The 25,961-nt window shown below is 67.5% G+C and carries 24 protein-coding genes; 9 read left to right on the top strand and 15 right to left on the bottom strand.

Going from position 1 to position 25,961, the window contains the following annotated elements; all coding sequences use genetic code 11:
* Positions 1 to 5: 5 nt before the first annotated feature.
* Positions 6 to 3,338, bottom strand: coding sequence for a DUF2126 domain-containing protein (locus ACTJI6_RS12665; RefSeq protein ID WP_440801182.1), 3,333 nt, complete (start codon positions 3,336 to 3,338; stop codon positions 6 to 8).
* A gap of 74 nt (positions 3,339 to 3,412) precedes the next feature.
* Positions 3,413 to 4,306 carry a threonine-phosphate decarboxylase gene (locus ACTJI6_RS12660; protein ID WP_440801180.1) on the bottom strand — a complete coding sequence of 298 codons (894 nt, stop codon included), beginning with the start codon at positions 4,304 to 4,306 and terminating at the stop codon, positions 3,413 to 3,415.
* A gap of 203 nt (positions 4,307 to 4,509) precedes the next feature.
* On the opposite strand from ACTJI6_RS12660, the gene ACTJI6_RS12655 reads away from it, so the two are divergent.
* The 7 genes from ACTJI6_RS12655 (at position 4,510) to ACTJI6_RS12625 (ending at position 9,611) form a co-directional block, all read left to right on the top strand.
* Positions 4,510 to 5,013, top strand: a complete 504-nt coding sequence (locus ACTJI6_RS12655; protein ID WP_126153850.1) for a YbjN domain-containing protein — start codon at positions 4,510 to 4,512, stop codon at positions 5,011 to 5,013.
* A 37-nt stretch (positions 5,014 to 5,050) separates the two neighbouring features.
* Positions 5,051 to 5,854, top strand: coding sequence for a pyrroline-5-carboxylate reductase (gene proC / locus ACTJI6_RS12650; protein ID WP_440801177.1), 804 nt, complete (start codon positions 5,051 to 5,053; stop codon positions 5,852 to 5,854).
* On the top strand, positions 5,851 to 6,183 hold the full coding sequence (locus ACTJI6_RS12645) for a tRNA-binding protein (RefSeq protein WP_126153852.1): 333 nt from the start codon (positions 5,851 to 5,853) through the stop codon (positions 6,181 to 6,183). Before proC ends, ACTJI6_RS12645 begins: the two co-directional genes overlap by 4 nt.
* Positions 6,183 to 7,130: a 2-hydroxyacid dehydrogenase gene (locus ACTJI6_RS12640; protein ID WP_440801176.1), complete on the top strand. Its 948-nt coding sequence runs from the start codon at positions 6,183 to 6,185 to the stop codon at positions 7,128 to 7,130. Before ACTJI6_RS12645 ends, ACTJI6_RS12640 begins: the two co-directional genes overlap by 1 nt.
* Before the next feature lie 72 nt (positions 7,131 to 7,202).
* The gene (locus ACTJI6_RS12635) at positions 7,203 to 7,406 is read left to right on the top strand and encodes a CsbD family protein (protein ID WP_126153854.1); all 204 of its coding nucleotides are present in this window, start codon (positions 7,203 to 7,205) and stop codon (positions 7,404 to 7,406) included.
* Positions 7,407 to 7,481: 75 nt separating this feature from the next.
* Positions 7,482 to 8,471, top strand: a complete 990-nt coding sequence (locus ACTJI6_RS12630) for a magnesium transporter CorA family protein (RefSeq protein WP_440801174.1) — start codon at positions 7,482 to 7,484, stop codon at positions 8,469 to 8,471.
* Between the two features lie 81 nt (positions 8,472 to 8,552).
* Positions 8,553 to 9,611 carry a DUF475 domain-containing protein gene (locus ACTJI6_RS12625; RefSeq protein ID WP_126153856.1) on the top strand — a complete coding sequence of 353 codons (1,059 nt, stop codon included), beginning with the start codon at positions 8,553 to 8,555 and terminating at the stop codon, positions 9,609 to 9,611.
* 89 nt (positions 9,612 to 9,700) lie between these two features.
* On the opposite strand, the gene ACTJI6_RS12620 is transcribed toward ACTJI6_RS12625, so the two are convergent.
* The 13 genes from ACTJI6_RS12620 to ACTJI6_RS12560 form a co-directional block, all read right to left on the bottom strand.
* Positions 9,701 to 9,982, bottom strand: a complete 282-nt coding sequence (locus ACTJI6_RS12620; RefSeq protein WP_440801172.1) for a protealysin inhibitor emfourin — start codon at positions 9,980 to 9,982, stop codon at positions 9,701 to 9,703.
* A gap of 34 nt (positions 9,983 to 10,016) precedes the next feature.
* Entirely contained in the window at positions 10,017 to 11,114 is a 1,098-nt protein-coding gene (locus tag ACTJI6_RS12615) for a M4 family metallopeptidase (protein WP_440801171.1), read from the bottom strand.
* Positions 11,115 to 11,182: 68 nt separating this feature from the next.
* Positions 11,183 to 12,190, bottom strand: a complete 1,008-nt coding sequence (locus tag ACTJI6_RS12610; protein ID WP_440801169.1) for a sn-glycerol-3-phosphate import ATP-binding protein UgpC — start codon at positions 12,188 to 12,190, stop codon at positions 11,183 to 11,185.
* A gap of 3 nt (positions 12,191 to 12,193) precedes the next feature.
* The gene (gene ugpE, locus ACTJI6_RS12605; RefSeq protein ID WP_440801168.1) at positions 12,194 to 13,042 is read right to left on the bottom strand and encodes a sn-glycerol-3-phosphate ABC transporter permease UgpE; all 849 of its coding nucleotides are present in this window, start codon (positions 13,040 to 13,042) and stop codon (positions 12,194 to 12,196) included.
* Positions 13,042 to 13,920 (bottom strand): sn-glycerol-3-phosphate ABC transporter permease UgpA, encoded by an 879-nt coding sequence (ugpA, locus tag ACTJI6_RS12600; protein WP_126153861.1) that lies wholly within the window; start codon positions 13,918 to 13,920, stop codon positions 13,042 to 13,044. The genes ugpE and ugpA overlap by 1 nt, the downstream gene beginning before the upstream one ends.
* A gap of 40 nt (positions 13,921 to 13,960) precedes the next feature.
* Complete coding sequence (gene ugpB, locus ACTJI6_RS12595; RefSeq protein WP_440801166.1) at positions 13,961 to 15,280, bottom strand: sn-glycerol-3-phosphate ABC transporter substrate-binding protein UgpB; 1,320 nt, start codon at positions 15,278 to 15,280, stop codon at positions 13,961 to 13,963.
* A gap of 165 nt (positions 15,281 to 15,445) precedes the next feature.
* The gene (locus ACTJI6_RS12590) at positions 15,446 to 16,429 is read right to left on the bottom strand and encodes a DUF808 domain-containing protein (RefSeq protein ID WP_126153863.1); all 984 of its coding nucleotides are present in this window, start codon (positions 16,427 to 16,429) and stop codon (positions 15,446 to 15,448) included.
* A 77-nt stretch (positions 16,430 to 16,506) separates the two neighbouring features.
* The gene (locus ACTJI6_RS12585; RefSeq protein WP_440801164.1) at positions 16,507 to 17,469 is read right to left on the bottom strand and encodes a tripartite tricarboxylate transporter substrate binding protein; all 963 of its coding nucleotides are present in this window, start codon (positions 17,467 to 17,469) and stop codon (positions 16,507 to 16,509) included.
* Positions 17,470 to 17,488: 19 nt separating this feature from the next.
* Positions 17,489 to 18,997, bottom strand: coding sequence for a tripartite tricarboxylate transporter permease (locus tag ACTJI6_RS12580; RefSeq protein ID WP_440801162.1), 1,509 nt, complete (start codon positions 18,995 to 18,997; stop codon positions 17,489 to 17,491).
* 10 nt (positions 18,998 to 19,007) lie between these two features.
* Positions 19,008 to 19,472: a tripartite tricarboxylate transporter TctB family protein gene (locus ACTJI6_RS12575; protein WP_440801160.1), complete on the bottom strand. Its 465-nt coding sequence runs from the start codon at positions 19,470 to 19,472 to the stop codon at positions 19,008 to 19,010.
* A 55-nt stretch (positions 19,473 to 19,527) separates the two neighbouring features.
* Positions 19,528 to 20,502, bottom strand: coding sequence for a tripartite tricarboxylate transporter substrate-binding protein (locus tag ACTJI6_RS12570; RefSeq protein ID WP_440801158.1), 975 nt, complete (start codon positions 20,500 to 20,502; stop codon positions 19,528 to 19,530).
* 92 nt (positions 20,503 to 20,594) lie between these two features.
* A complete protein-coding gene (locus ACTJI6_RS12565) occupies positions 20,595 to 22,538 on the bottom strand; it encodes a MacB family efflux pump subunit (RefSeq protein ID WP_440801156.1) in 1,944 nt (647 codons plus the stop codon).
* 4 nt (positions 22,539 to 22,542) lie between these two features.
* Positions 22,543 to 23,760 (bottom strand): efflux RND transporter periplasmic adaptor subunit, encoded by a 1,218-nt coding sequence (locus tag ACTJI6_RS12560; protein ID WP_440801155.1) that lies wholly within the window; start codon positions 23,758 to 23,760, stop codon positions 22,543 to 22,545.
* 201 nt (positions 23,761 to 23,961) lie between these two features.
* Between ACTJI6_RS12560 and ACTJI6_RS12555 the strand changes: the two genes are divergently transcribed.
* Positions 23,962 to 24,681, top strand: a complete 720-nt coding sequence (locus tag ACTJI6_RS12555; RefSeq protein WP_440801154.1) for a response regulator transcription factor — start codon at positions 23,962 to 23,964, stop codon at positions 24,679 to 24,681.
* Entirely contained in the window at positions 24,678 to 25,925 is a 1,248-nt protein-coding gene (locus ACTJI6_RS12550; RefSeq protein ID WP_440801153.1) for an ATP-binding protein, read from the top strand. The genes ACTJI6_RS12555 and ACTJI6_RS12550 overlap by 4 nt, the downstream gene beginning before the upstream one ends.
* The last annotated feature ends 36 nt before the right edge of the window (positions 25,926 to 25,961 follow it).

The raw sequence follows: 25,961 nt of genomic DNA, 5'->3' as shown, positions 1-25,961 counted from the left end.
GCGCGTCACACCCCCACCGCACGGCGCAGATCCAGCGTCAGCGGGAATTCGCGGTGGATGCGTTCCGGCGCGACCGGGTGGCCGTGGCCGGGGCGGTGGCCGTGGGGGCTGAACCGCGCCAGGCGGCGCGCCTCGGCCTCGTTCCCGTTCACCGGGAAGGTGTCGTAATTTCGCCCGCCCGGATGGGCGACGTGATAGACGCAGCCGCCCAGCGGGCGATTCGACCAGCTGTCGAAGATGTCGAAGGTCAGCGGCGCATGGACCGGCAGGACCGGGTGCAGCGCCGATGCGGGCTGCCACGCCTTGAAGCGCACCCCCGCCACCGATTCGCCCGCGCCGATATCCGTCAGCGGCACCGCGCGGCCGTTGCACAGCACCTGATAGCGAAGGGGATCCGCCGCCGACAGCTTGACCTGCAAGCGTTCGGTGGAACTGTCGGTATAGCGCACGGTGCCGCCGATGGCGCCGGTTTCGCCCAGGACATGCCAGGGTTCCAGGGCCTGGCGCAGTTCCAGGTGGACCCCCTCGACCTCGACCTCGCCGCAGAAGGGAAAACGGAATTCGGCCTGGGCCTTGAACCAGTCCTGCCGCATCGGGAAGCCGTGGTCGGTCAGGTCGCGCAGCACGTCGCAGAAATCCGTCCAGACGAAATGCGGCAGCATGAAGCGGTCGTGCAGCGCCGCGCCCCAGCGGGTCAGGTCGCCCGAGGCGGGCGACTTCCAGAACCGCGCGATCAGCGCGCGCAGCAGCAGTTGCTGGGCCAGGGACATGCGCGCGTCAGGCGGCATCTCGAAGCCCCGGAACTCGACCAGGCCCAGGCGGCCGGTGGGGCCGTCGGGGGAATACAGCTTGTCGATGCAGATTTCCGCCCGGTGGGTGTTGCCCGTCACATCGGTCAGGATGTTGCGCAGCAGCCGGTCGGTCAGCCAGGGCAAGGGCGGCGTGCCCTGGTCCGGCGCCGGGATCTGGGCCAGGGCGATTTCCAGTTCATAGAGCGAATCGTGCCGCGCCTCGTCGATGCGCGGGGCCTGGGACGTAGGGCCGATGAACAGCCCCGAGAACAGGTAGGACAGCGAGGGATGCCGGTTCCAGTGCCGGATCAGGCTTGCCAGCAGGTCGGGGCGGCGCAGGAAGGGGCTGTCATTGGTCGTCGCGCCCCCCACCACGACATGATTGCCCCCGCCGGTGCCGGTATGCTTGCCGTCGATCATGAACTTTTCCGCGCCAAGGCGGGACTGGCGCGCGTCCTCATAGACGCCCTGGGTGATCGCCACGCAGTCGTCCCAGCTTTCGGCGGGGTGGATGTTCACCTCGATCACGCCGGGATCGGGGGCGACGCGGATCACGTTCAGGCGCGGATCGTGGGGCGGGGCGTAGCCTTCCACATGGACCGGCAGGTTCAGGCGCAGGGCCGCGGCCTCGACCGCGCGCAGCAGGTCCAGATATTCCTCCAGCGTCGCCACCGGCGGCATGAAGACGCAGAGCCGCCCGTTCTTCGGCTCGACCGACAGAGCAGTGCGGATCTTGCCGCCCAGTTCCGCGTCGCCCGCGCCAGGCCCTTGGGACACCCCGTCCTGAACCGGCGCATGGGCGACGAAACTGGCCATGGGCTGCGACTTGCGGCCGGGCGCGACCGGACCCGGCGGGGCCAGCGGCGCGCGGTCCTGGGTCGGATCGGCCGGATTGACATAGGGATAGTCGGATTCCGGCAGATGCGGCAGCGACGACAGCGGCAGGCGATATCCGACAGGGCTGTCGCCGGGCACCAGGAAGATATGCCCGCGCCGCAGCCGCCAGCGTTCCGAATGCCACCGCAGGCCCGCGCGCGATTGCCAGGCCTGCACCGGCAGCACGAAGCCGGTGGGCACGGTCAGCCCCCGGTCGAAAACGGCCGCGATGCGGTGGCGCGCCTCGGGGTCGGCCAGTTCGCTGTTTTCGGGCGTGACATTCGCGGGCAGCCGGGCCTCGCGCAGCAGCCATTCGGCCGGATCCTCATAGGCGGGCAGCACGTTGTCGCCGGAAACGCCCAGTTCGGCCGCCATTTCCCGCAGCAGTTCCTGCGCCTGGAGGGGCGTCGCCGCGCCGCCGCCCGATTCGCGCGCGATCAGGCCGGGATTCTGCCAGACCGGCTGGCCGTCGCGCCGCCAGTACAGCGAGAAGGTCCAGCGGGGCAGCGTTTCCCCCGGATACCATTTGCCCTGGCCGTGATGCAGGAACCCGTTCGGCGCGAAACGGTCTCGCAGCTTGCGGATCAGCAGGTCGGCGCGGTCGCGCTTCGCCGGGCCGACCGCATCGGTGTTCCATTCCGGGCTTTCGAAATCGTCGATGGACACGAAGGTCGGCTCTCCGCCCATGGTCAGGCGCACGTCGCCCTCGCGCAGGGCGGCGTCGACCTGTTGGCCTAGCCGGTTCAGGTCGGCCCAGGCATCGTCGCTGAAGGGCTTGGTGATGCGCGGATGTTCGGCCACGCGGCGGACCTGCATGTCGAAATGGAAATCGACCTCGGCAAAGCTGGCGGCGCCGCTGATCGGCGCGCAACTGCGGTAATGCGGCGCGGCGGCTAGCGGGATATGGCTTTCCCCCGCCAGCAGGCCGGATGTCGGATCCAGGCCGATCCAGCCTGCGCCGGGCAGATAGACCTCGGCCCAGGCGTGCAGGTCGGTGAAGTCGTGGGCGGTGCCCGAGGGACCGTCAAGCGCCTGCAGGTCCGGCTTCAACTGGATCAGGTATCCCGACACGAAGCGCGCGGCAAAGCCCAGATGGCGCAGCGCATTGACCAGCAGCCAGGTGGAATCGCGGCAGGATCCGCTGCGCAGGCCCAGCGTCTCCTCGGGCGTCTGGACGCCGGGTTCCATGCGGATGGTATAGCCGGTCTCGGCCGCGATGCGCGCGTTCAGCGCCACCACGAAATCCACGGTGCGGGTCCGGTCGCGCGGGATGCTGTCCAGCAGCGCGCGCAGCAGCGGCCCGGCGGGTTCGACGGCGCGGTAAGGGACCAGTTCCTCGGCCAGGTCGAGGGCATAGTCGAAGGGCCAGTGTTCGGAACTGTCTTCCACGAAGAAGTCGAACGGGTTGTAGACGGTCATGTCGGCTGTCAGATCGACCTCGATCTTCAGCTCGCGGACGGGTTCGGGAAAGACGAAGCGCGCCAGCCAGTTGCCGAAGGGATCCTGCTGGTGGTTCACGAAATGGCCTTCGGGCGCGACCTTCAGCGAATGAGAGATGACGCGGGTGCGCGAATGCGGCGCGGGGCGCAACCGGATCACCTGCGGGCCAAGGATCACCGGACGGTCGTATCTGTAATGCGTCAGGTGATAGATGCTGGCCTTGATCGACATGCGCTGTCCCCGTTGGTCTTTTCCCGCAGCTTACACAATGCGGTCCGGGGCGCGAGATCTTGCGGAGCCGTTGCCTAAAATTCGCGCAGGACGGCGCAGAGGCGGTCCCATTCCGCGCGATCGGCCGGGATGCCCAGCCGCAGGCGGCGGTCCGGGCGGACAGGCCGATGCACCCGGATATGGGCGCGGGCCAGCCGGTCCTGCGCCGCCGCCGCATCGCGGGTGTCGTACAGGCGAAACAGATGCGTGCCGCCCGCCGGGCGCCATCCCGCCGCCACCGCCAGCCGGTCCAGGCGCAGCACGGCCTCGGCCAGATACAGGATCGTCTGATCGGCCCAGGCCCGGTCGGCCAGAGCCTGGGCGCCAAGCGACAGGGCCGGGCCGTCGGGCGGCGGGCAGTCGGACAGGCGGTCCAGCAGGGCGGGGGCGGCCAACACCAGACCAAGCCCCCGCAGGCCCCAGAACGGGCGGAGATCCCGCAGGATCAGCCCGTTGCCGGGCAGGGCGGGGGCCAGCGACAGATCGGGGCGCGGATCGGCAAGGCTTTCATCCACGACCAGGTGGCCCACCTGCCGGGCCAGCCGGGACAGCGCCTCGGGCGGCCAGTCCCGGCCAGCGGAATGGCCGGGATTCCCGACCACCGCAAGGTCGATACCCGCCATGTCGTGGATGTCCCGGACCTGGGCCACCTGCCAGCCCGCCGCGCGCAGGGATGCCGCATCGCCGCCCGCCAGCACCGCCGCCCGTCCGGGCGGCAGGCGCAGGATCGCCGCAGACACATCCGCCACCGCCCTGACCTGCGCGGGATCGCAGCCCAGCCAGTCTGCCGCGGCCTGCGCCAGCGGCTTTTGCGGCCCGTCCGCGGGCTGCGCGCGCCCCGGCCAGGGACGGCGGTTGGCCGCCCCGGACAGGTCGATCCAGCCCCCCGCCGAAGCCTGTTCCATATTGCCGCGGGGGCCGTCTTGCATGGGGTTCGCCTGTCTTGCCGTTCCGATGGCGCGATTTAGCCAGTCATCGTGTTTTCCACAATCTTTTCGGGAATTTTGCTTTACAGCGGGCACAATCGCGACCACGATATGCAGTAGGAACATCCGGGCAACCCCGCCCGGTCTTGTTTCATGAACAAGGGACAGCGGCATCGCATCGCGTCCCGTCCGAGGCAGGATACGACATGGCGCAAACGGAAGCAGTGATTCCGACCGATGAGATTCATCCCATCGACATCGTCGAGGTGGTCGCCGCCCATCACGACTGGGATTTCGACCGCCTGGCCGACGACCAGATCGTCATGACGGTCCAGGGGCAGTGGCGCAGCTATACCCTGACGCTGGCCTGGTCCCCTCGGGAAGAGGTGCTGCGCCTGATCTGCACCTTCGACCTGGATCCGCCCGCCGACCGGCTGCCGCTGATCTATGAGACGCTGAATCTGGCCAACGATCAGGTCTGGGACGGCGGCTTCACCTTCTGGTCCAGGCAGCGGCTGATGGTCTGGCGCTATGGCCTGGTGCTGGGCGGCGACGCGATCGCCTCGGCCGAGCAGGTGGACCGGATGATCGGCAACGCGCTGCTGGGTTGCGAGCGGTTCTATCCGTCCTTCCAACTGGTTGCCTGGGGCAACAGCGCCCCCGCCGCCGCACTGGACATCGCCCTGGGCGAGGCCTACGGACGGGCATAAGGGGCGGCGCGGCCCCGATGCAAGATAGGGGGGCCGGATGGGCGATTTCGACGATATCAACAGGCGCGGGCTAGTGCTGGTCGGTTGCGGGCGGATGGGCGGCGCGATGCTGCGCGGTTGGCTGGCGCGCGGGCTGGAACCCGGCGCGGTGACGGTGATCGACCCCCGGCTGGCGCCTGAATGGCAGGACAAGGGGCTGCGGGTGAACGCCGCGCTGCCCGCCGATCCGGCGGTGCTGGTGCTGGCCGTCAAGCCGCAGATGATGGCCGAGGCCTTGGGCGGCGTGCCGCGCCTGGCCGATACGCTGGTGCTGTCGGTCGCTGCGGGCACCACCATCGCCACCTTCGAAGCCGCCTTTCCCGGCTCGCCCATCGTCCGCGTGATGCCGAACACCCCCGCCGCCATCGGCCAGGGGATCAGCGCGATGATCGGCAACAGCCTGGCGACCCCGGCGCATCTGGATCTGGCGCAGGCGCTGATGGCGGCCGTGGGCCGCGTTGTGCGCCTGGACAGCGAGGATCAGATGGATGCGGTGACCGGCCTGTCGGGCAGCGGACCGGCCTATGTCTTCCACCTGATCGAGGCGATGGCTCAGGCCGGCGAGGCGCAGGGTCTGCCCGCCGCGCTGTCGCTGGACCTGGCGCGCATGACCGTCGCCGGGGCTGGGGCGCTTGCCATCGACGCGGACGAGGATCCGGCGGTGCTGCGCGAAAACGTCACCTCGCCCGGCGGGACGACTGCCGCCGGGTTGCGGGTGCTGATGGATCCGGATAACGGACTGCCGCCGCTGATGGCGCGCACCATTGCCGCCGCCACCGAACTGGGAAAGGCTTCACAATGACGATCAGCTTTGACGATTTCCTGAAGGTCGACATCCGCACCGCCACCATCACCCGCGTCGAGCCTTTCCCCGAGGCGCGCAAGCCCGCCTTCAAGCTGTGGCTGGACGTGGGCGATCTGGGCGAGCGCAAATCCTCGGCCCAGATCACCCGGCACTATGACCCTGAAACGCTGGTCGGCAAGCAGGTGCTGTGCGTGGTGAACTTTCCGCCCCGCCAGATCGGCCCCGTCCGGTCCGAGGTGCTGGTCCTGGGCGTCCCCGACGCGGACGGAGAGGTCGTGCTGGTCCGCCCCGACCTGACCGTGGCGAATGGCGGGCGGCTGTTCTGATGCGGCTGCTGGTGACGCGGCCCATGACCGACCGGGCCAGCCAGGCGATCCGCGACCGCTTTGACGCCACCTTCCGCGACAATACCCCGATGTCGGAATCCCAGGCCGCGCAGGCGCTGCGCGATTACGACGCGATCATCCCGACGCTGGGCGACGCCTTCACCGCCGCCACCTTCGCGCAGCCGGTGCGCTGCCGGATCCTGGCGAATTTCGGGGCGGGCTATAACCATATAGACGTGGCGGCGGCCGCGGCGGCGGGGGTCGTGGTCACGAACACGCCGGGGGTGGTGACCGACGCCACAGCCGACATCGCGCTGACGCTGATCCTGATGACGCTGCGCCGCGCCTCGGAGGGCGAGCGGATCCTGCGCGCCGGTCAATGGCAGGGCTGGAACCCGACGCAGCTTCTGGGCGGCCAAGTCAGCGGGCGGACCGTCGGCATCGTCGGCATGGGCCGGATCGGCAAGGCCATCGCCCGGCGCTGCCATTTCGGCTTCGGCATGGACGTGGTGTTCTTCAACCGATCCTCGGTCGCCGGCCTGGAATTCCCGGCCCGCCAGATTCCCGACCTGGACGGGATGCTGGAGCAGGCCGATGTCGCGGTCGTCGCCGTTCCGGGCGGCGCGGGAACCCGGCACCTGATCGGCGCGCGGCAGATGGCGGCGCTTGGGCCGCAGGGCTATCTGGTCAATATCGCCCGCGGCGACGTGGTCGACGAAGCCGCGCTGATTCAGGCGCTGAACGCGGGGCAGATCGCGGGCGCCGGGCTGGATGTCTATGAACGCGAACCGCTGGTGCCGCAGGCGCTGCTGGGCGCCCCGAACGCCACCCTGCTGCCCCATCTGGGCACCGCCACCGACGACACGCGCACGGCGATGGGGCTGCGCGCCTTGGACAACCTGACGGCCTTTGCCGAAGGGCGCGACCCTCACGACCGGGTGAACTGAGGCAGGCGCGCCGGAACCCTGGCCCGCCGCAGGCGGTTATTTCCCAGATCACAGCGTCCAAAGGAGACAAGCATGAACTGGGACATCATCCAGGGAAAATGGAAGCAGGTCAAAGGTTCGGTCAAGGAAAAATGGGGCGACCTGACCGACGACGACCTGGACCGGATCGACGGCAACAAGGACCAGCTGGCCGGCAAGTTGCAGGAAAAATACGGCTGGACCAAGGACGAGGCCGAACGCAACATCGACGACCATTTCCGCGACCGCACCTTCTGAGGCGGTCCGGCCCGAACGGGAAAGGGTGCCTTCCGGGCACCCTTTTTCTTTGGCGGACGGCAGGCTACCAAGGCGGTGTTTGCCAGGATCGGGATCGCCGCCATGATGTATTCCTATGTCATCCGCAACGGGCGCATCGTGCGGCAGGACAAGGATGCGCCCTTGGCCGATGCCATCTGGATCGACCTGATCGCCCCCGGAAAGCAGGAAACCGCGCTGCTGCGCGACCTAGGCGTCGATGTTCCCACGCTGGCCGACATGGAAGAGATCGAGATCTCGAACCGCCTGTATCGGGAAGCGGGGACGGACTACATGACCGCCGTGCTGCCGGGGGAACGGGGCGACGGCAACCGCGTGACGATGCCGGTCAGCTTCATCCTGTCGCCCAACCGGCTGGTCACGGTGCGGCACCATTCGCCGCGCCCGTTCCTGACCTATCCCGAACGCGGCGAACGGTCGACGCTGGGCTGTTCCACCCCCCATCGCCTGTTCCTGGGCCTGGTCGAGGAGATCATCGCCCGGCTGGCCGACATCCTGGAGGGATCGGGCCGTTTGCTGGACGAGGCGACCATCTCGATCTTCGAGACCCGCAGCGCGCGCGGCCAGGGCGACCGGCTGCAAGCCGCGCTGCGCCAGGTGGGCCGCGAGGCCGAGGCCATGGCCCGCGTGCGGCTGTCGCTTCTGACCATCGAGCGGATGCTGGCCTTCTATATCGCCACCATCGACGAACAGCCCGAATCCGGGCGGCTGCGTCCGGTGGTCAAGGGCCAGTTGCGCGATGTCCAGGCGTTGGAGGTCCATGCCGATTTCCTCGGATCGCGGGTCAGCCTGGCGGTGGACACGACGCTGGGCATGATCAACCTGGAACAGAACAACACCGTGCGGATCCTGTCGGTGGTGGCAGCCCTGTTCCTGCCGCCGACGCTGATCGCCAGCATCTATGGCATGAACTTCCAGATGATGCCGGAACTGGACGAGGCCTGGGGCTATCCCATGGCGCTGCTGCTGATGGCCGGGACGGCGGCGGCGACCTGGCTGGTGCTGCGGTGGAAACGCTGGCTGTAGGGCCGCGCCCCTGCGGCGCAAATGCCCTTGCCGCCCCAGTTCCAGCCGCCTATTGGTCGGTCCGTAAAGGGGAGAAACCCGATGCGTTCATCCTTGTCCTATCTTCGTTGGCCATTGATCGTCACGGCGACGGGCGTCGTCCTGGCCGCCTGGCTGGGGTATCGGTTTACCGGTAGCACCTCGGGCGCGGTGTCCTTCCTGATGATCGCGCTGGTGCTGGCGATCCTGGAAATCTCGCTGTCCTTCGACAACGCCATCGTCAACGCCAACAAGCTGAAGGAAATGACGCCCGCCTGGCAGCGCCGCTTCCTGACCTGGGGGATCCTGATCGCCGTCTTCGGGATGCGGGTCATCTTTCCGCTGCTGATCGTGGTGATCGCCGCCGGGATCGGTCCCTGGGCCGCGATCAGGCTGGCCGCGACCAGCCCCCAGGAATATTCCCGCCTGATCCAAGAGGCGCATCTGCCCATCGCGGCCTTCGGCGGCGCCTTCCTGATGCTGGTCGCTCTGACCTTTTTCTTCGACCAGTCCAAGGAGGTCGACTGGATCGGCAAGGTGGAACGCGCGCTGCGCGCCTGCGGATCGGTGCGCGGAATGGAGGTCGGCTTCGTGCTGGTCATCATCCTGGTCTTCGTCTGGCTGCTGCCGGTGCGCGACGAACACCTGTTCATGTTCAGCGCCATGTGGGGGATCGTGACTTTTCTTGCCGTGGATGCCCTGGGCCATGTGCTGGACCGCTGGGGCGAGGCGCAGGAACGGTCCCACAGCGCCGCGCAGGCGGGGCTGGGCGGGTTCCTGTATCTGGAAGTGCTGGACGCGTCCTTCAGCTTTGACGGCGTGATCGGCGCCTTCGCCCTGACCCAGAACCTGTTCCTGATCGCCATCGGCCTGGGCATCGGCGCGATGTATGTGCGGTCCATGACGGTGATGCTGGTCGAACGCGGCACGCTGGCGGAATTCCGTTACCTGGAACACGGCGCCTTCTGGTCGATCCTGATCCTGTCGATCATCATGTTCGGCCAGACCATGTGGCACCTGCCCGAGGTCGTGACGGGAATGCTGGGCGCGGTCTTCATCGGCGCGGCCTTTGTCAATTCGGTGATGTGGAACCGCCGCCACAAGGGCGCGGCGCAGGGCTGACGGCCAAGCCGGGGGACTTCACGTCCCCCGGACCCCCTGTGGGATATTTGGACACAGAAGATGGGCGCGGGTTAGACCTGCGCCTTTCCCTACATCTGGTCGATCAGGTCCAGCATCTCGGGCGGGATCTGCTGTTCGTGCAGGGTGAAGCTGCGGCTTTCGCGATCCTCGGTCACGGTGATGCAATAGGTCATGCGGTCGGCGCAGTTGCCGCAAGGCTGGCGGGCCAGGCGGGCCAGTTCGTCGGGTTCGAACGCGTGGCACAATTCCTGGCGCATCTGTTCGGGCTGGTCCGCCACGTCGATGGTCTTGTGCAGACTGGCGGCGGCGACGCCGCCAAAGCCGCCCTGCGCCGCGATTTCGATGATCATGGCCCGATCCCCCGCTGATGCGGGGAATCTAGGATCAGATGGCGATTCCCACAAGTTTCCAGGCGCGGCGCAGCATCACCGTCTCATAGCTGCCGCGGCTGGTCAGTTCGATGGCGGCGTCCATGGTCTGGTCGGCCCAGTCGGAAAAGCTGGCCATCGGATTGTTCAGCGTCTGAAGCGCCCGGTACCAGATCCGCCCCGGCAGTTCCCAGGCCCGCCCGCCCAGATAGGCGCAGAACAGGTAGAAGGCGTGGTTGGGGATGCCGGAATTGATATGCACACCGCCGTTGTCGTCAGCGGTCGCCACGAAATGATCCATGTGCCAGGGCTGCGGATCCTGGCCCAGCAGGTCGTCGGAATAGGCGGTGCCCGGCGCCTTCATGCTGCGCAGCGCCGCGCCGTTGATGCCGGGGCCCAGAATGCCGCGCCCGACCAGCCAGTCGGCCTCATGCGCCTCTTGTCCCAGGGCGCGTTGCAGCGCCAGGCTGCCGAACACGTCGGCGATGCTTTCGTTCAGCGCGCCCGACTGGTTTTCATAGATCAGCCCGCCGGAATGCTGGATGACGCCATGCGCCATCTCGTGCCCGATCACCGACAGTTCCAGGAAGGTGCGGAAAATCTTGCCGTCGCCGGTGCCATAGGCCATCTGCGTGCCGTTCCAGAAGGCGTTGTTGTAATCGCGCCGGTGATGGACGGTGGCTGTCAGCGGCATTCCCGCGCCGTCCAGCGAATTGCGGCCATATTCCTCGGCGAACAGGGAAAAGACCTGGCCCGCCGCGTCATAGGCCGTGTCGGCGTCGGGGATGCCGGACGGGCCATCGCCTTCGGACCGGATCAGCTTGCCCGGCAGGGCGGCCTTGAACTGGCCATCATGGATGCGGCGGTCGGGACAGCACAGCCCTTGGGCCGGGGTGACGGCGGCGGCGACATAGGCCCCGGTCGCATCTGCGGGGGGCAGGCCCGCACGGGTCATCTCGGTCCGTTCCTCGCGCAGCTTTTCGGTCTGCTTCAGCAGGGTGCGCGCCATGTCCGCAGTCCTGGCATCGCCGCGCAGGGCCAGCACCCGCAGCATATAGGGCGGCACGATGCAGTGGATGGCATGGTGACGCGAACCGTTCAGCGAAAAGCACATGAGGCGAATCCCGTTCTGGAAAACTCATCCCAGAATAGCACGGGTCGATCATGAACGAAACATGAACATCAATCGATGCGCCGACCGCTTTCCGCCTGGAACAGGTGCAGCGATCCGGGGCGCCAGGCCAGGCGCAGCGTCTGGGGCAGTTCGACCCCCGAGGGCAGCGTCACCGTCAGCCGCTCGCCCCCGGTCTGGCCGTGGACCAGGCGTTGCGCGCCCAGCTCCTCGACCGCCAGGATCTCCATGTCGATGGGACCGTCCGGGGCAGGGGTCAGATCCTCGGGGCGGATGCCGACGGTTCCGGCATGGGCCGTTCCGGGCAGGTGCGGGACCGCGCGGTTGCTGATCAGGTTCATCGCCGGGCTGCCGATGAAACCCGCCACGAAGGTCGAGGCGGGCTTGCGATAGACCTCCAGCGGGGTACCGATCTGTTCGATCCTGCCGCCGTTCAGAACCACCAGCCGGTCGGCCAGGGTCATCGCCTCGAGTTGGTCATGGGTGACGTAGATCGAGGTGGTCCGCAGCCGGCGCTGCAAGTCCTTGATCTCCAGCCGCATGGTGACGCGCAGCTTGGCGTCCAGGTTCGACAGCGGCTCGTCGAACAGGAAGGCCGCCGGTTCGCGGACGATGGCGCGGCCCATGGCCACGCGCTGACGCTGGCCGCCCGACAGGGCGCGGGGCTTGCGGTCCAGATAGGGACCGATTTGCAGGATCTCGGCGGCCTGGGCCACGCGGCGGTCGATTTCCGCCTTTGGGGTGCGGCGGTTCTTCAGCCCGTAGGCCAGGTTCTGACGCACCGACATATGCGGATACAGCGCATAGTTCTGGAACACCATGGCGATGTCGCGGTCGGCGGGCTCCATGTCGTTGACCACCCGGTCGCCGATGCGGACGGTGCCTTCGCTGATCGATTCCAGCCCCGCTACCATCCGCAGCAGCGTGGATTTGCCGCAGCCGGACGGGCCGACCAGCACGATGAATTCGCCGTCAGCGATGTCGATGGACACCTCGCCCACGGCGCGGGTGCCGCCGGAATAGATCTTGCCGACCTTGTCGAGGGTAATGGATGCCATGTCTTACTTCTCCGTCTCGACAAGACCTTTGACGAACAGGCGCTGCATCCCGATCACCACCGCGACCGGGGGCAGCATCGCCAGCATCGCCGTCGCCATCACCAGATGCCATTGCGGCAGCCCGTCCACCGCGTCGGCCATGCGCTTGATGCCCGCGACGATGGTGTAGTAATCGCTGCTGGTGGTGATCAGCAGCGGCCACAGATACTGGTTCCAGCCATAGATGAACAGGATCACGAACAGCGCCGCGATATTGGTGCGCGACAGCGGCAGCAGGATGTCGCGGAAGAACTTCATCGGGCCTGCGCCGTCGATGCGGGCGGCCTCGGTCAGCTCGTCCGGGATGGTCAGGAAGACCTGGCGGAACAGGAAGGTCGCGGTCGCCGACGCGATCAGCGGCACGGACAGGCCGGCATAGCTGTTCAGCATCCCCAGGTCGGCGACCACCTGGAAGGTCGGGACGATGCGGACCTCGACCGGCAGCATCAGGGTGATGAAGATGCACCAGAAGGCCATCCGCCGCAGCGGAAAGCGGAAATAGACGATGGCGAAGGCCGAGATGATCGAGATCGCGATCTTCCCGCAGGCGATCAGCAGCGCCATGATCAGGCTGTTCAGCATCATCGTGCCGACCGGGGGCATGCCGCTGGTGGACACCCCGGAATCCAGCATCCGGCCGTAATTTTCCAGCAGATGCGGGCCGGGCCACATGGGGATGGTGCCCGACATGAAGTCGGTCGCGGTATGGGTCGATGCGACGAAGGCCACCCAGACGGGCAGGGCGACGACGACGACGCCCAGCATCAGCGTCAGATGGGCCAGCAGGTTCAGGCCGGGACGGTTCTCGATCATCAATAGGCGACCTTCTTTTCGACCCAGCGGAACTGGATCACCGTCAGGGCGATCACGATCAGCATCAGCACCACCGACTGCGCGGCCGACGATCCCATGTTCTGGCCCACGAAACCGTCGAAATAGACCTTGTAGACCATGATGTTGGTGGCCTGGGCGGGGCCGCCCTCGGTCGTGGCGTCGATCACGGCGAAGGTGTCGAACATCGCATAGACGATGTTCACGACCAGCAGGAAGAAGGTGGTCGGCGACAGCAGCGGCAGGGTGATGTCGAAGAACCGCCGCACCGGGCCCGCGCCGTCGATGGCGGCGGCCTCGCGCAAGCTGGCCGGGATGGATTGCAGGCCCGCCACGAAGAACAGGAAGTTGTAGCTGATCTGCTTCCAGGCCGAGGCGATCACCACCAGGATCATCGCGTCGGTTTTCGAACTGATGTGGTTCCAGTCATAGCCGACCGTCGCCAGCACATAGGGCATGACGCCGATGGTCGGGTTGAAGATGAACCACCACAGGATCCCCGCGACGGCCGGGGCCACCGCATAGGGCCAGACCAGCAGTGTCGTATAGACGCTGGTCGACCGGATCATCCGGTCTACCGCGACCGCCAGCAGCAGCGAAAAGCCCATCGACAGGATCGTGACCGATACGGCGAAGACCGCCGTCACTTGCAGGGAATTCAGGTATTCCGGGCTGGTCCACAGCGCCTTGAAATTCGACAGGCCCACGAAGGTCGTGTTGATGCCGAAGGCGTCCTGGCGCAGGAAGCTTTGCCGGATCGCCTGGGCGGCGGGCCACAGGAAGAAGACGAAGGTGATCGCCAGTTGCGGGGCCAGCAGCAGCCAGGGCAGCAGCTGGTTGCGGAAGATCGTGCGCTTCATCTTCGGGCCTTTCGGGGGTGGCGGGGNGCCCCAAGCCTGATCACTGGTTCTGGGCTTCGAACTCGGCCAGCAGCGCATTGCCGCGTTCGACCACCGAATCCAGCGCGCCCTGGGCGTCCTTGGACCCGGACAGAAGCTGCTCGAATTCCTCGTCGATGATGCCGCGGATCTGGACATAGTTGCCGAAGCGCAGGCCCTTGGAATTCTCGGTCGGCGGGTTCAGCGTGATCTGCTTGATGCTGATCTCGGTGCCGGGGTTCTGCTCGTAGAAGCCCTGTTCCTTGCTCAGGTCATAGGCCGCCTGCGTGATGGGCAGATAGCCGGTGAATTGGTGCCAGTCGGCCTGCACCTCGGGGCTGGACAGGTATTCGAAGAACTTGGCCACGCCCGCATATTCCTCGTCCGGCCGCCCCGACAGCACCCACAAGGATGCGCCGCCGATGATGGAATTCTGCGGCGCGCCCTCGACATCGTCGTAATAGGGCAGCATCCCGTAACCCACCTCGAAATCCTTGGCATTGGCCACGATCCCCGCGCGACCGCCCGAGCTTTCCATGTAGATCGCGCATTCCTGCGAATAGAACAGCGGGGCGGCGTTGTCGCCCGCGACCGGCCCGCCGTATTTGTACAGCCCCTCGTCGGCCCACCGCTTGAGGTTTTCCCAGTGCTTGACCTGCACCGGCCCGTTATAGGACAGCCGCGCCGCCAGCCCGCCAAAGCCGTTCTCCAGCGTGCCGATGGGCTGGTTGTGCCAGGCGCTGAAATTCTCGGTCTGGATCCAACTGACCCAACGCGAACTCAGCCCGCAGTTTGCCGCGCCCGATTCCTTGATCTTCTTCGAGAATTCCTCGAACTCGGCCCAGGTTTTGGGCGGCGTGTTACGGTCCAGCCCGGCCTTTTCGAAGACATCCTTGTTATAATACAGGATCGGGGTCGAACTGTTGAAGGGCAGGGACAGCATGTTCCCGTCCGTATCGCTGTAATAGCCGACCACGGCGGGCAGGTAGGCGGCCGGATCGAAGGCCACGTCGTTGTCGGCCATCAACTGGTGGACCGGGACGATGGCGCCCTTGGCGGCCATCATGGTGCCGGTGCCGACCTCGAACACCTGGACGATGGCGGGCTGCTGCTGCGCGCGGAAGGCGGCGATCGCGGCGGTCATCGTTTCGGGATAGGTGCCCTTGTAGGAGGGCACGATCCGGTATTCGTCCTGGCTGTCGTTGAAGCCCTTGGTGATCTCTTCCAGCTTGGCGCCCAGCTCGCCGCCCATGGCATGCCACCACTGGATTTCGGTCTGCGCCTGTGCCGCCGACAGCGACGCGATCAGCGCCACGGCGGACGCTGCGAAAAGTCGGTTCATGATTTACCTCCCTTATGGAGTTGCGGTTCGCGACGGGCCTAGCGGGCCAAGGTGACGCAAACACAACCTCCGCATGACGAAATGGTGACACTCTTTGACCAGTCGGTCAATCTTCCAAGATTGTCCGACACATAAAGGAATATCAATCGGTTGCGGCGGGGCTGGTCACGCCCCGCGCAGCCGCGCCATCAGCGGCGCGACCGTCGCCTGCAAGACCGGGTTGATGACGCGGTGGACGATGGGGATCAGGATCATGCCCAGGACCAGCCCGAAGATGCCGTCGAAGAAGGCGGTGACGATCCAGGCGACAAGGCCGGGCGCCTGGGGAACGGCATGGGCCGCGGCCTCGGCCCGGTGGTGGATCCAGTCATAGGCAGAGGCCCAGCCCAGTTCGGCAAAGCCGTGCAGCACGATCTGGCCGCCGACCCAGATCATCGCGGCGGTGCCGACGATGGTCAGCGCCTTCATGAAGCCGGGCATGACCTTGACGATGCCGCGCCCGATGGCCGAGGACAGGCCGTTCCGCCGCATCGCCAGGTGGACCCCCACATCGTCGGCCTTCACGATCAGCGCCACGAAGCCATAGACGGCTGCGGTGATGCCGACCGCCACCACCGCCAGGATGATCGCCTTCATCCAGATCGAGTCGCCGACCGGGATGGTCGCCAGCGCGATGGTCATGATTTCGGCCGACAGGATGAAGTCGGTCTTGATCGCGCCCGCGACCCGCGCCTCCTCCAACGCCGCCCCGTCCGAGTCGGGATGGATGTGTTCCGCGCTGTCATGCGTGTCGCCATAGCCAAGCGCATGGGCGATCTTCTCGGCCCCCTCATAGCACAGATAGGCGCCGCCCAGCATCAGCAGGGGGGAAATCGCCCAGGGCGCAAAGGCCGACAGCAGCAGCGCCACCGGCAGCAGGATGGCCAGCTTGTTGAACAGCGACCCGCGCGCGATCTTCCAGACGATGGGAATCTCGCGGCTGGCATCGAAGCCATGGACATATTTCGGCGTCACCGCCGCGTCGTCGATCACCGCCCCCGCCGCCTTGGCCCCGGCCTTGGCCGCCTGTCCCGCCACATCGTCGATGGACGCCGCCGCGACCTTGGAAATCGACGCCACATCGTCCAGAAGTGCCAGAAGTCCGCTCATCCATTCCTCATCGGCTGTCTTCGGCGCGATCCTTGGCGCAGATCACGCCGAAAGCAACCCTTGCGAGGCGGGTTTGTTCAATCCAGGCTGACGTTCGCATCCTGGACGACGGGTTCCCATTTCGCCATCTCGGCCTTCACATGCTCGGCCAGTTCTTCGGGACCCGAGGCGACGATGGTGGCCGAGAATTCGGCCATGCGGGCGGCAACCGCCGGGTCGGCCATGGTCGCCTGCGCCGCCGCCGACAGGGCCTCGATGGCCTCGGGCGGGGTGCCTGCGGGGGCGAACAGCGCGTTCCAGGTATAGGTCTCGTATCCCGGCAGGGTTTCCGCGATGGTCGGCACGTCGGGGAAGCTGGGCGCGCGTTCCGCCGTGGTCACGCCAAGCGCGCGCAGCTTGCCGCTGCTGATGTGGCCCGATGCGGATGGCAGGTTGTCGAAGATGATCGGCACCTGGTTGCCCAGCACGTCGGTCAGCGCCGGGCCGGACCCCTTGTAGGGGATGTGGTCGATCTGGATCCCCGCCATCGACTTGAACAATTCGCCCGACAGGTGCAGCGGCGTGCCGTTACCCGACGACGCATAGGCCAGCGGTTCCTGTTTCGCCAGGTCGATCAGCTCCTGCACCGTGTTCACCGGCAGTTCCGGGTTCACCGCCAGCACGTTCGGCACCAGGACCAGCAGCGACACGGGCGCGAAATCCGCCACCGGGTCATAGGGTTTCTGATTCAGGATCAGGGGGTTAAGCGCGTGCGTCGCGACGGTGCCCATCAGGATCGTATAGCCGTCCGCGTCGGCTTGGGCGACCTGGCCCGCGCCAAGGCTGCCGCCCGCGCCGCCGACATTCTGGACGACGATCTGCTGGCCCAGTTCTTGGCCCATGCGTTCGGCGACGATGCGGCCCACCACGTCGGTGGATCCTCCGGCGGCGAAGGGGATCACCAGGGTGATCTGGCGGTCGGGAAATTCTGCGGCGGCGGTGCCGGCAAGGCCAAGCGCCAGGGCCGTGCCCAGCAGGATGCGGCGGGTGATGGTCGGCATGGGTTCCTCCTTGGTTGGGTCAGGCGTCGCTTTCGGTAAACACCTCGTCGCGGCGTTTGCGGATCTGGGGCAGGAACACCAGCACCAGGACCGCCAGCGACAGGACCAGCAGGCCCGCGCTGATCGGACGGGTCACGAAGGTGGTGGGATCGCCGCGCGACAGGATCATGGCGCGACGCAGGTTCTCCTCGAGCAGCGGACCGAGGACGAAGCCCAGCAGCAGGGGCGCGGGCTCGCAGCGCAGCTTGGACATGACGTATCCCAGCAGTCCGAAGAAGGCGACGGCGAACAGGTCGTAGGGGTTCGAGTTGACGGAATAGACCCCGATCGAGCACATCGCCATGATGATCGGGAACAGCACGTAATAGGGCACGGCCAGCAGCTTCACCCACAACCCGATCAGGGGCAGGTTCAGCACCACCAGCATCAGGTTGCCGATCCACATCGACGCGATGATGCCCCAGAACAGCGCGGGCTGTTCGGACACCACGTTCGGCCCCGGCACGATGCCCTGGATGATCATCGCGCCGATCATCAACGCCATCACCGGGTTCGCGGGAATGCCCAGCGTCAGCAGCGGGATGAAGCTGGTCTGCGCGCCCGCGTTGTTGGCGCTTTCGGGTCCGGCGACGCCTGCCAGGGCGCCCTTGCCGAATTCCTCGGGGTGCTTGGACAGCTTCTTCTCGACCGTATAGCTGGCAAACGACGCCAGGATCGCGCCGCCGCCCGGCAGGATGCCCAGGACGGACCCGACCCCGGTGCCGCGCAGCACCGGGCCGATCATCTGGCGGAATTCCTCGCGCGTGGGGAACAGGCGGGTGATGTTGCGGGTCATCACCTGCCGGTCGTGCTCGTCTTCCAGGTTGCGCAGGATCTCGGCGATGCCGAAGACGCCCACGGCGACGGCCACGAAGTTCAGCCCGTCCGCGAACTGGTTCATACCCATCGTGAAGCGCGGCGCGCCGGTATAGACGTCGGTGCCGACCATGCCCAGCAGCAGGCCCAAGACCACCATGGCCAGCGCCTTCAGCACCGAGCCATGGGCCAGCGCCACCGACATGACCAGGCCCATGACCATCAGGCTGAAATACTCGGCCGCGCCGAATTTCAGCGCGATGGCGGTCAGCGGCGGCGCGAAGATCGCCACCAGGAAGGTCGCCACGCTGCCCGCGAAGAACGACCCCAGGGCGGCGGTGGCAAGCGCCGTGCCCGCGCGCCCTTGCCGGGCCATCTGGTATCCGTCGATGGCCGTCACCGCAGACGAGCTTTCGCCCGGCATGTTGATGAGGATCGCCGTGGTCGAGCCGCCGTATTGCGCGCCGTAATAGATCCCCGCCAGCATGATCAGCGACGACACGGGTTCCAGCTGGAAGGTGATCGGCAGCAGCATGGCGATGGTGGCGGTGGCGCCGATGCCCGGCAGCACGCCGATCAGCGTGCCCAGCAGCACCCCGATCAGGCAGAACAGCAGGTTTTCCAGCGACGAGGCGACGCTGAAGCCAAGCGCAAGATTGGAAAGCAGGTCCATGCGCGTCCCCTCAGACCGGCAGCCAGGGACCGAAGCGCCGGAACGGCAGCCCCAGCCCATAGGAAAAGATCAGCGTCGACATGATGGTGACGATGATTGCCAGGATCAGCGCCGCCAGGGGCCGCATCCGCATCGATGCCTGGCTGGCGATCAGCGTGGTGATGAAGAGCGCGGGCACGAAGCCCAGGCCGCGCACCGTCAGGCCGAAGAAGATCGGCGCGGGCAGGATGAACAGGATGCCGCGCCAGGCGATGCGCCCGAAGGGCTCGTCATCGGCGCGCTCGAAAGCCTTGACCAGGCTGATCGCGCCCAGGATGAACAGCAGGCCCGACAGGACCATCGGGAAATAGCCCGGCCCCATGCGGGTCGAGGTTCCCATCTCCAACCCCAGCGATTGCCAGGCGAAGAAGGCGGCGATGGCCATGAACAACAGGCCAGCGGCAATGTCGGTGCCGTCTTTCGGTTTCGTGGACATGATCCCCCCGCGTGCCGGAAAAAACCCGCCGCCTGAGGGGCGGCGGGGACTTGGGTCAGTCGGCGTAGACGCCGGCGGCCTCGATCACCGGCTTCCAGCGGGCGATCTCGGATTCCAGCTTGGCCTTCAGCGCCTCGGGCGTGGCGTCGGCGGCGGATGACGGGGCGGTGCCCAGATCGGCCATGGCCTTGGCCACGCCGTCGTCGGCCAACGCCTTTTGCAGCGACTCCGACAGGCGCTGATTGATCTCGGGCGCGGTGCCCTTGGGGGTATAGATGCCGTGCCAGATGCCGAACTGCATCGCCTCCAGCCCGGATTCGGCGGCGGTGGGCAGGTCGGGGAACAGATCCAGCCGTTCGGGCGTGGTCACGGCATAGGCCTTGATGGTGCCTGCCTTGATCTGCTGGGTGGTGTTGGTGGTCTGGTCGCACATGATGTCGACCTGCCCGCCCAGCAGGTCGGTCATCGCCGGGCCGGTGCCCTTATACGGCACCGTCACCAGGGGCGCTTCCAAAGCCTGCATCAGCAGCATCCCGCACAGATGGCTGGCCGCGCCGATGCCCGCATTGGCCAGGGTCAGTGAATCGGCGTTCGCCTTGACATAGTCGATGAAGGCCGGGAAATCGGCCGGTTCGAAATCGGCCCGCGCGGTGACGACCATCGGCACCTCGGTGACAAGGCCGACATAGTCGAAGGCGTTCAGCGTGTCATAGGGCAGGTTGCGATACAGCGTGGCCGAGGTCGCCATGCCGATGTGATGCAGCAGCACCGTATACCCGTCGGCCTCGGCCTTGGCGACCTGGGCCGCGCCCAGCGTGCCGCCCGCGCCGCCGACGTTCTGGATCACGATCTGCTGTCCCAGGTCGTCCGACATGCGTTCCGCCACCAGCCGGGCCACGGTGTCGGTCGGGCCGCCTGCGGAAAACGGCACCACCATGGTGATCTGGCGTTCGGGATAGCCCTGGGCAAAGGCGGGCGCGGTCAGGATCGTGGCGGCGAAAAGCGCGCCGATCAGTTTCGAAGCGGTCATGTGTCCTCCCAGACTGGCCGGCGGCGCGGTTGACGCCGCCGTCATGCTGGCGACAGCTTGCGCCAGCATTCGAACAAGGCACAATCTTTTTTTTAGCCTTTGGAAAGCGCCGCGACCGGGTCCATCCGCGCGGCGCTGCGGGCGGGCAGAAAGCCGAAGGTGATGCCGATCAGGGTCGAACTGATCAGCGCCGCGATCATCGCGTTTGGCGACTGGATCATGGTGAAGCTGGTGCTGAAGCGGTCGAAGACCAGGCCGAATCCAAGCGCCGCCGCGATGCCCAGGATGCCGCCGATCATGCAGACCAGCACGGCCTCGATCAGGAACTGTTGCAGGATGTCGCTGCGCCGCGCGCCGACCGCCATGCGCAGGCCGATCTCGGACACCCGTTCGGTGACCGAGACCAGCATGATGTTCATCACCCCGATCCCCCCGACCACCAGCGAGATGACGGCGATGGCCGCGATCAGCAGGGTCAGCGCGCCGGTGGTGCTGGTGATGGTCTGGCGGATCTGGTCGGTGTTGACGATGAAGAAGTCCTGCGTCCCGTGCCGCTGGGTCAGGAACGCGGTCACTGCCGATTGCGCCGCGCCCATGTCGGCATCATCGGCGATCCGCAGCGTCAGGCTGGACAGGGTGCTGGTCCCCAGATAACGCGCCTGCACCGTGGTATAGGGGGCGTAAAGCCGCAGGCTCTGGCTGCCGCCCGGCCCGCGCGAGGCGATCTCGGCCACGCCGACCACCTGCAACAGCCCGTTGCCCGCGTGGATCACCTGGCCCACGCCGCCGTCCGCGCGGTCCGGGAACAGGCTGTCGCGGGTGTTGGTGTCGATCACCACCTCTTGCGCCATGCGGTCGATGGCCGCCTGGCCGAAGCTGCGCCCGGCGACGATGGCCGATCCGGTGACGGCGAAGTAATCCGCGCCGACGCCGCTGATCTGGGCGCTGGCCTCGGTCCCGCCGAAGCGGATGGTGGCGGTGGTCGCGGTGCCGGGGGTCGCGGCGGCGACGAAGGACAGGCGGCCCAGGGCCTCGGCATCCGCCGCGACCAGGGTCTTGATCCGCCCCGACCGCATGTCGCCGAAGTCGCGGCCCGGAAACACCTCCAGCGTGTTGGTCCCAAGCGACGAGATATTGGCCAGCACCTGCTGGCGCGACCCTTCGCCAAGCGCCACCACCGACACGACCGAGGCGATGCCGATGATGATTCCCAGCATGGTCAGGAAGCTGCGCAGCTTGTGCGCGCGCATCGACACCAAGGCCATCCGCAGCGCCTCGCGGAAGGCCGAGCCGGGCAGGGCGGATGCGCCCCTGGCCGATCTGTCGCGGACGGCAGCCGGGGTTTCGGGGCGGTTCTGGCGGTCGGCGATGATGCGGCCGTCGCTGATCTCGATCACGCGGCGGGCGCGGGCTGCGACCTTGGGGTCATGGGTGACGATGATGATCGTGCGCCCGTCGGCGTTCAGTTCTTCCAGGATCGACAGCACTTCCTCGCCGCTGCGGCTGTCCAGGGCGCCGGTCGGTTCGTCCGCCAGGATGACGCTGGCGTCGTTCATCAGCGCGCGGGCGATGGACACGCGCTGCTGCTGGCCGCCCGACAGGGCCGCCGGACGATGGTCCAGCCGCGCGCCCATGCCCAGCCGGTCCAGCAGCCCGGCGGCCCGCGCCCGGCGGAGCGATGCGCTCTCGCCCCGATAGACGGCCGGGATTTCCACATTGCCAAGCGCGGTCAGTTCCGGCAGCAGGTGATACCGCTGGAAGATGAAGCCGAAGCGTTCGCGCCGCAGCGCCGCCAGTTCGGCATTGTCCAGCCCGCCGGTATCCTGTCCCGCGAACAGATACCGGCCGGTGCTGGACTGGTCCAGGCAGCCCAGGATGTTCATCAGCGTCGTCTTGCCCGACCCCGACGCGCCCATGATCGCCACGAATTCGCCGGGCCGGATGGTCAGGTCCACGTCGCGCAGGACGGTCAGTCGCTCCTCGCCCTGGGGATAGCTGCGTCCGATGCCCGTCAGCTGGATGATCGGCCCGTCCACCGGATCAGCCCCGCATCCCGCGCGGCATCCCGCCCAGCGGGTTGCGGGCGGGAGAGCCGCCGTCAGCGCCGCCCGTGCCTGTCACGATCTTCTCGCCCTCGGCCAGGCCCTCGGTGATCTCGGCCATCACCTTGTCGTTCAGGCCGACGCTGACCACGCGTTCGGACAGCGTGCCATCGCTGCCCTGGACCTGAAGCCGATAGCGCCCGTCCGGGCCGGGCGATCCAAGCGCCATCGACGGCACCGTCAGCACGTCCTGCGCGCTGCCCAGCACGATATGGACCTGCGCGGTCATATAGGTGCGCAGGGTGCCGTCCGGGTTCGGCACCGTGAAGCGGCCGTTGTAATAGATCGCCTCGGACGTGGCGCTGCTGCCGGTTGCGGCGCTGCCGGCGATGCTGGAATCGTTGACGATCGATTCGGGGGCGGGGGCCAGGGCTTCCAGCACGGCGTCATAGCGGCGCTCGGGCGCGCCCAGGGTGGTGAACCAGACCGGCCGTCCGGGCCGCACCTGGCCGATATCGGCCTCGGAGATCTCGGCAAAGACCTCCATCTGCGTCAGATCGCCCAGCACGACGATGGTGGGCGCGGATTGGGCGGCGTTGACGGTCTGGCCCTGCTGCGCGGTGATCGCCAGCACGGTGCCGTCGCTGGGCGCGGTGATGCGGGTATAGTCCAGGTTCGCCTGCGCCGTCTCGATGGCGACCTGGGCCTGGGCGATCTGGGCGTCCAGCGCCTCGATCTGGGCCTTGGACACCGCGACATCCGACACGGCCGTGTCGTATTCGGCCTGCAAGGACAGGTTGCTGCGCTGCAATTTCGCCAGCCGGTCCAGCGTGCGTTCGGCCAGATCCAGCGTCGATTCCCGCTCGACCCGCTGGGCGCGGGCGACGGCCAGATCGGATTGCGCGGATTTCAGCGCGTTCTGCTGGTTGACCGAGTCGATCTCGGCGATCAGGTCGCCCTTTTTCACGGCCTGGCCCAGTTCCACGGCGATGCGGGTGATCCGGCCCGACGCCTGCGCGCCCACCGCGACCAGGTTCCGGGGCTTGAGGGTGCCCTGCGCCAGCACCGTCACCTGGATGTCGCCGCGTTCGACGGGGGTGGTCAGCACGGTCGCGCCGCTGTCGCCGGACTGGCCGATGCCCAACGCCGCCGCCCCGGCGGCAAGCGCCGCGCAGATCGCCAGTGCCAGCACCCCGTGGCGAAACCGAACCCGCATCTGCCCTCCCTTTTCGGAAAACCGTTCCTCGACCCATAGATAGCGTCGGGGGCGGCAGATCCAATCCCGGCCGCGCGGCTGGCCGGGACAGATTTGTAAACCAACGTTGCGGCGGCGGCGCGGGAAACGTTCGGTTGCAAAATTCCCGCCCTCTCGGCGCGCCGGGCGCTATAGTCCCGGTCGAACGCGATCAGGATCATCATGACCGGCAGCCCGCGCATCCTTGTCGTCGACGACGACGCCGAAATCCGCAGCCTGCTGGCCCGCTATCTGGGCGGGCAGGGGTTTCGCGTGGCCACCGCGCAGGACCGGCGCGAATGCCTGGCTTCTGTGGCCGACGCGCGGCCCGACCTGATCGTGCTGGACGTGATGCTGCCCGACGGCACCGGGCTGGAGATCTGCCGCGGCCTTCAGGATCGGCGGCCGCGCATCCCGGTGATCCTGCTGACCGCGCTGAAAGAGGACGTGGACCGCATCGTGGGTCTGGAGATCGGCGCCGACGATTACCTGGGCAAGCCCTTCAACCCCCGCGAACTGACCGCCCGGATCCGCGCCGTCCTGCGCCGCAGCGGACCCGAGGATGCCCCGCATCCCGCCCGCCGCTATCGCTTCGCGGGGTTCCAGGCGGTCCCCGACCAGCGGCGCGTGGTGGCGGATGGCGTGGACATCGACCTGACCGGGGCCGAATTCGACCTGCTGATGGCCTTCCTGGAACGGCCGGGGCGGGTGTTGTCGCGCGACCTGCTGCTGGAACTGACCCAGGGGCGCGACCGCGACCCGCTGGACCGTTCCATCGACGTGCTGATGAGCCGCCTTCGCCGCAAGCTGGCCACCGACAGCCTGCCCGCGATCTTCAAGACGGTGCGCAACGGCGGCTATCAGCTGGCGGTGCCGGTGCAGGCGGACGCGGCGGATCCATGACCTCGCTTCGCAACCGGATCGCGGGCTTCATGATCCTGGCCATCGCCACGGTGATCGTGCTGGCAAGCCTGGTGGCCATGCAGATGATGCAGCGGCCGCTGCCGGAAACGGCGATCATCCCCGTGGCGCGCCAGATCGCCTGGAACGTCCGCTTCGCCCAGACCGATCCGCAGGCGGCGGCGGATGCCGGGATCGCCTTCGCCGACGCCCCCGCCGCCGGGCTGCCGCAGGACCGTTCGACCCAACGCTGGTCGCGCGTGCTGGCACGGCAGGGAATGGATCTGCCGCTGGCGGTAAGTGCTGATCCGGCGGGGACGACGCTGCGCATCTCGGTCGATCTGGGCGACCGCTGGGCGGTGCTGCCCCTGCCCGACCTGAGGCCGCCGCGCGGGGGGTGGCGGATCTTCGGGGCCTGGATGGCGCTGATCGTGGCGGGGGCGACCGTGGTGTCGCTGATCGCCGCCACGCGCATCACCGGGCCGCTGCGGATCCTGGAAAGCGCCGTGGACCGGATCGGCCGCGACGGCGTGCTGGTGCCGATCCCGGAAACCGGGCTGCCCGAGACCCAGGCCACAGCGCGGGCGCTGAACCACCTGTCGGCGCGCCTGAAATCGGCGATGGAAAGCCGGATGCGCCTGGTCGCGGCGGCGGGCCACGACCTGCGTACGCCCATGACCCGGATGCGCCTGCGCGCCGAATTCGTCGAGGACGACGAAGAGCGGGGGAAATGGCTGGCCGACCTGGCCGAGCTTGACGCCATCGCCGACAGCGCCATCCGGCTGGTGCGCGACCAGGTGGCGCAGGGCGACACGCAGGATCTGCGGCTGGACCGGCTGGTGGCGGACGTGGCGCAGGAACTGGACGCCCAGGGCTATGCCGTGGCGGTGGGGCCGCTGGCGCCGCTGACCGTCGCGGCCGATCCGCTGTCGCTGAAACGCGCCGTGCGCAACCTGCTGATCAACGCCGCGACCCATGGCAAGGCGGCGCGCGTCGCCCTGTCCCGCAGCGCGGACCGCGCCGCCCTGCTGATCGAGGACGAAGGCCCCGGCATCCCCGAGCCGCTGATGGAGCGCGCCTTCGAGCCGTTCTTCCGCGTCGACGAGGCCCGCCGCAAGGCCCTGCCCGGTGCGGGCCTGGGCATGGCCATCGCCCGCCAGATCATCGAGCAGTCGGGCGGGCAGGTGCTGCTGGAGAACCTGCGCCCCCACGGGCTGCGGCAGCGGGTGGTGCTGCCGCTGCGGTGATCGGCAGCCACGATGCCAAGCGGACAGGGCGCGCCG

Origin of the sequence: Paracoccus sp. 22332, from assembly GCF_052045125.1 — a bacterium.
Taxonomy (GTDB): Bacteria; Pseudomonadota; Alphaproteobacteria; order Rhodobacterales; family Rhodobacteraceae; genus Paracoccus; species Paracoccus haematequi_A.
Note: the sequence above shows the minus strand (reverse complement) of the source record. Positions and strands in the feature narration are given on the sequence as shown.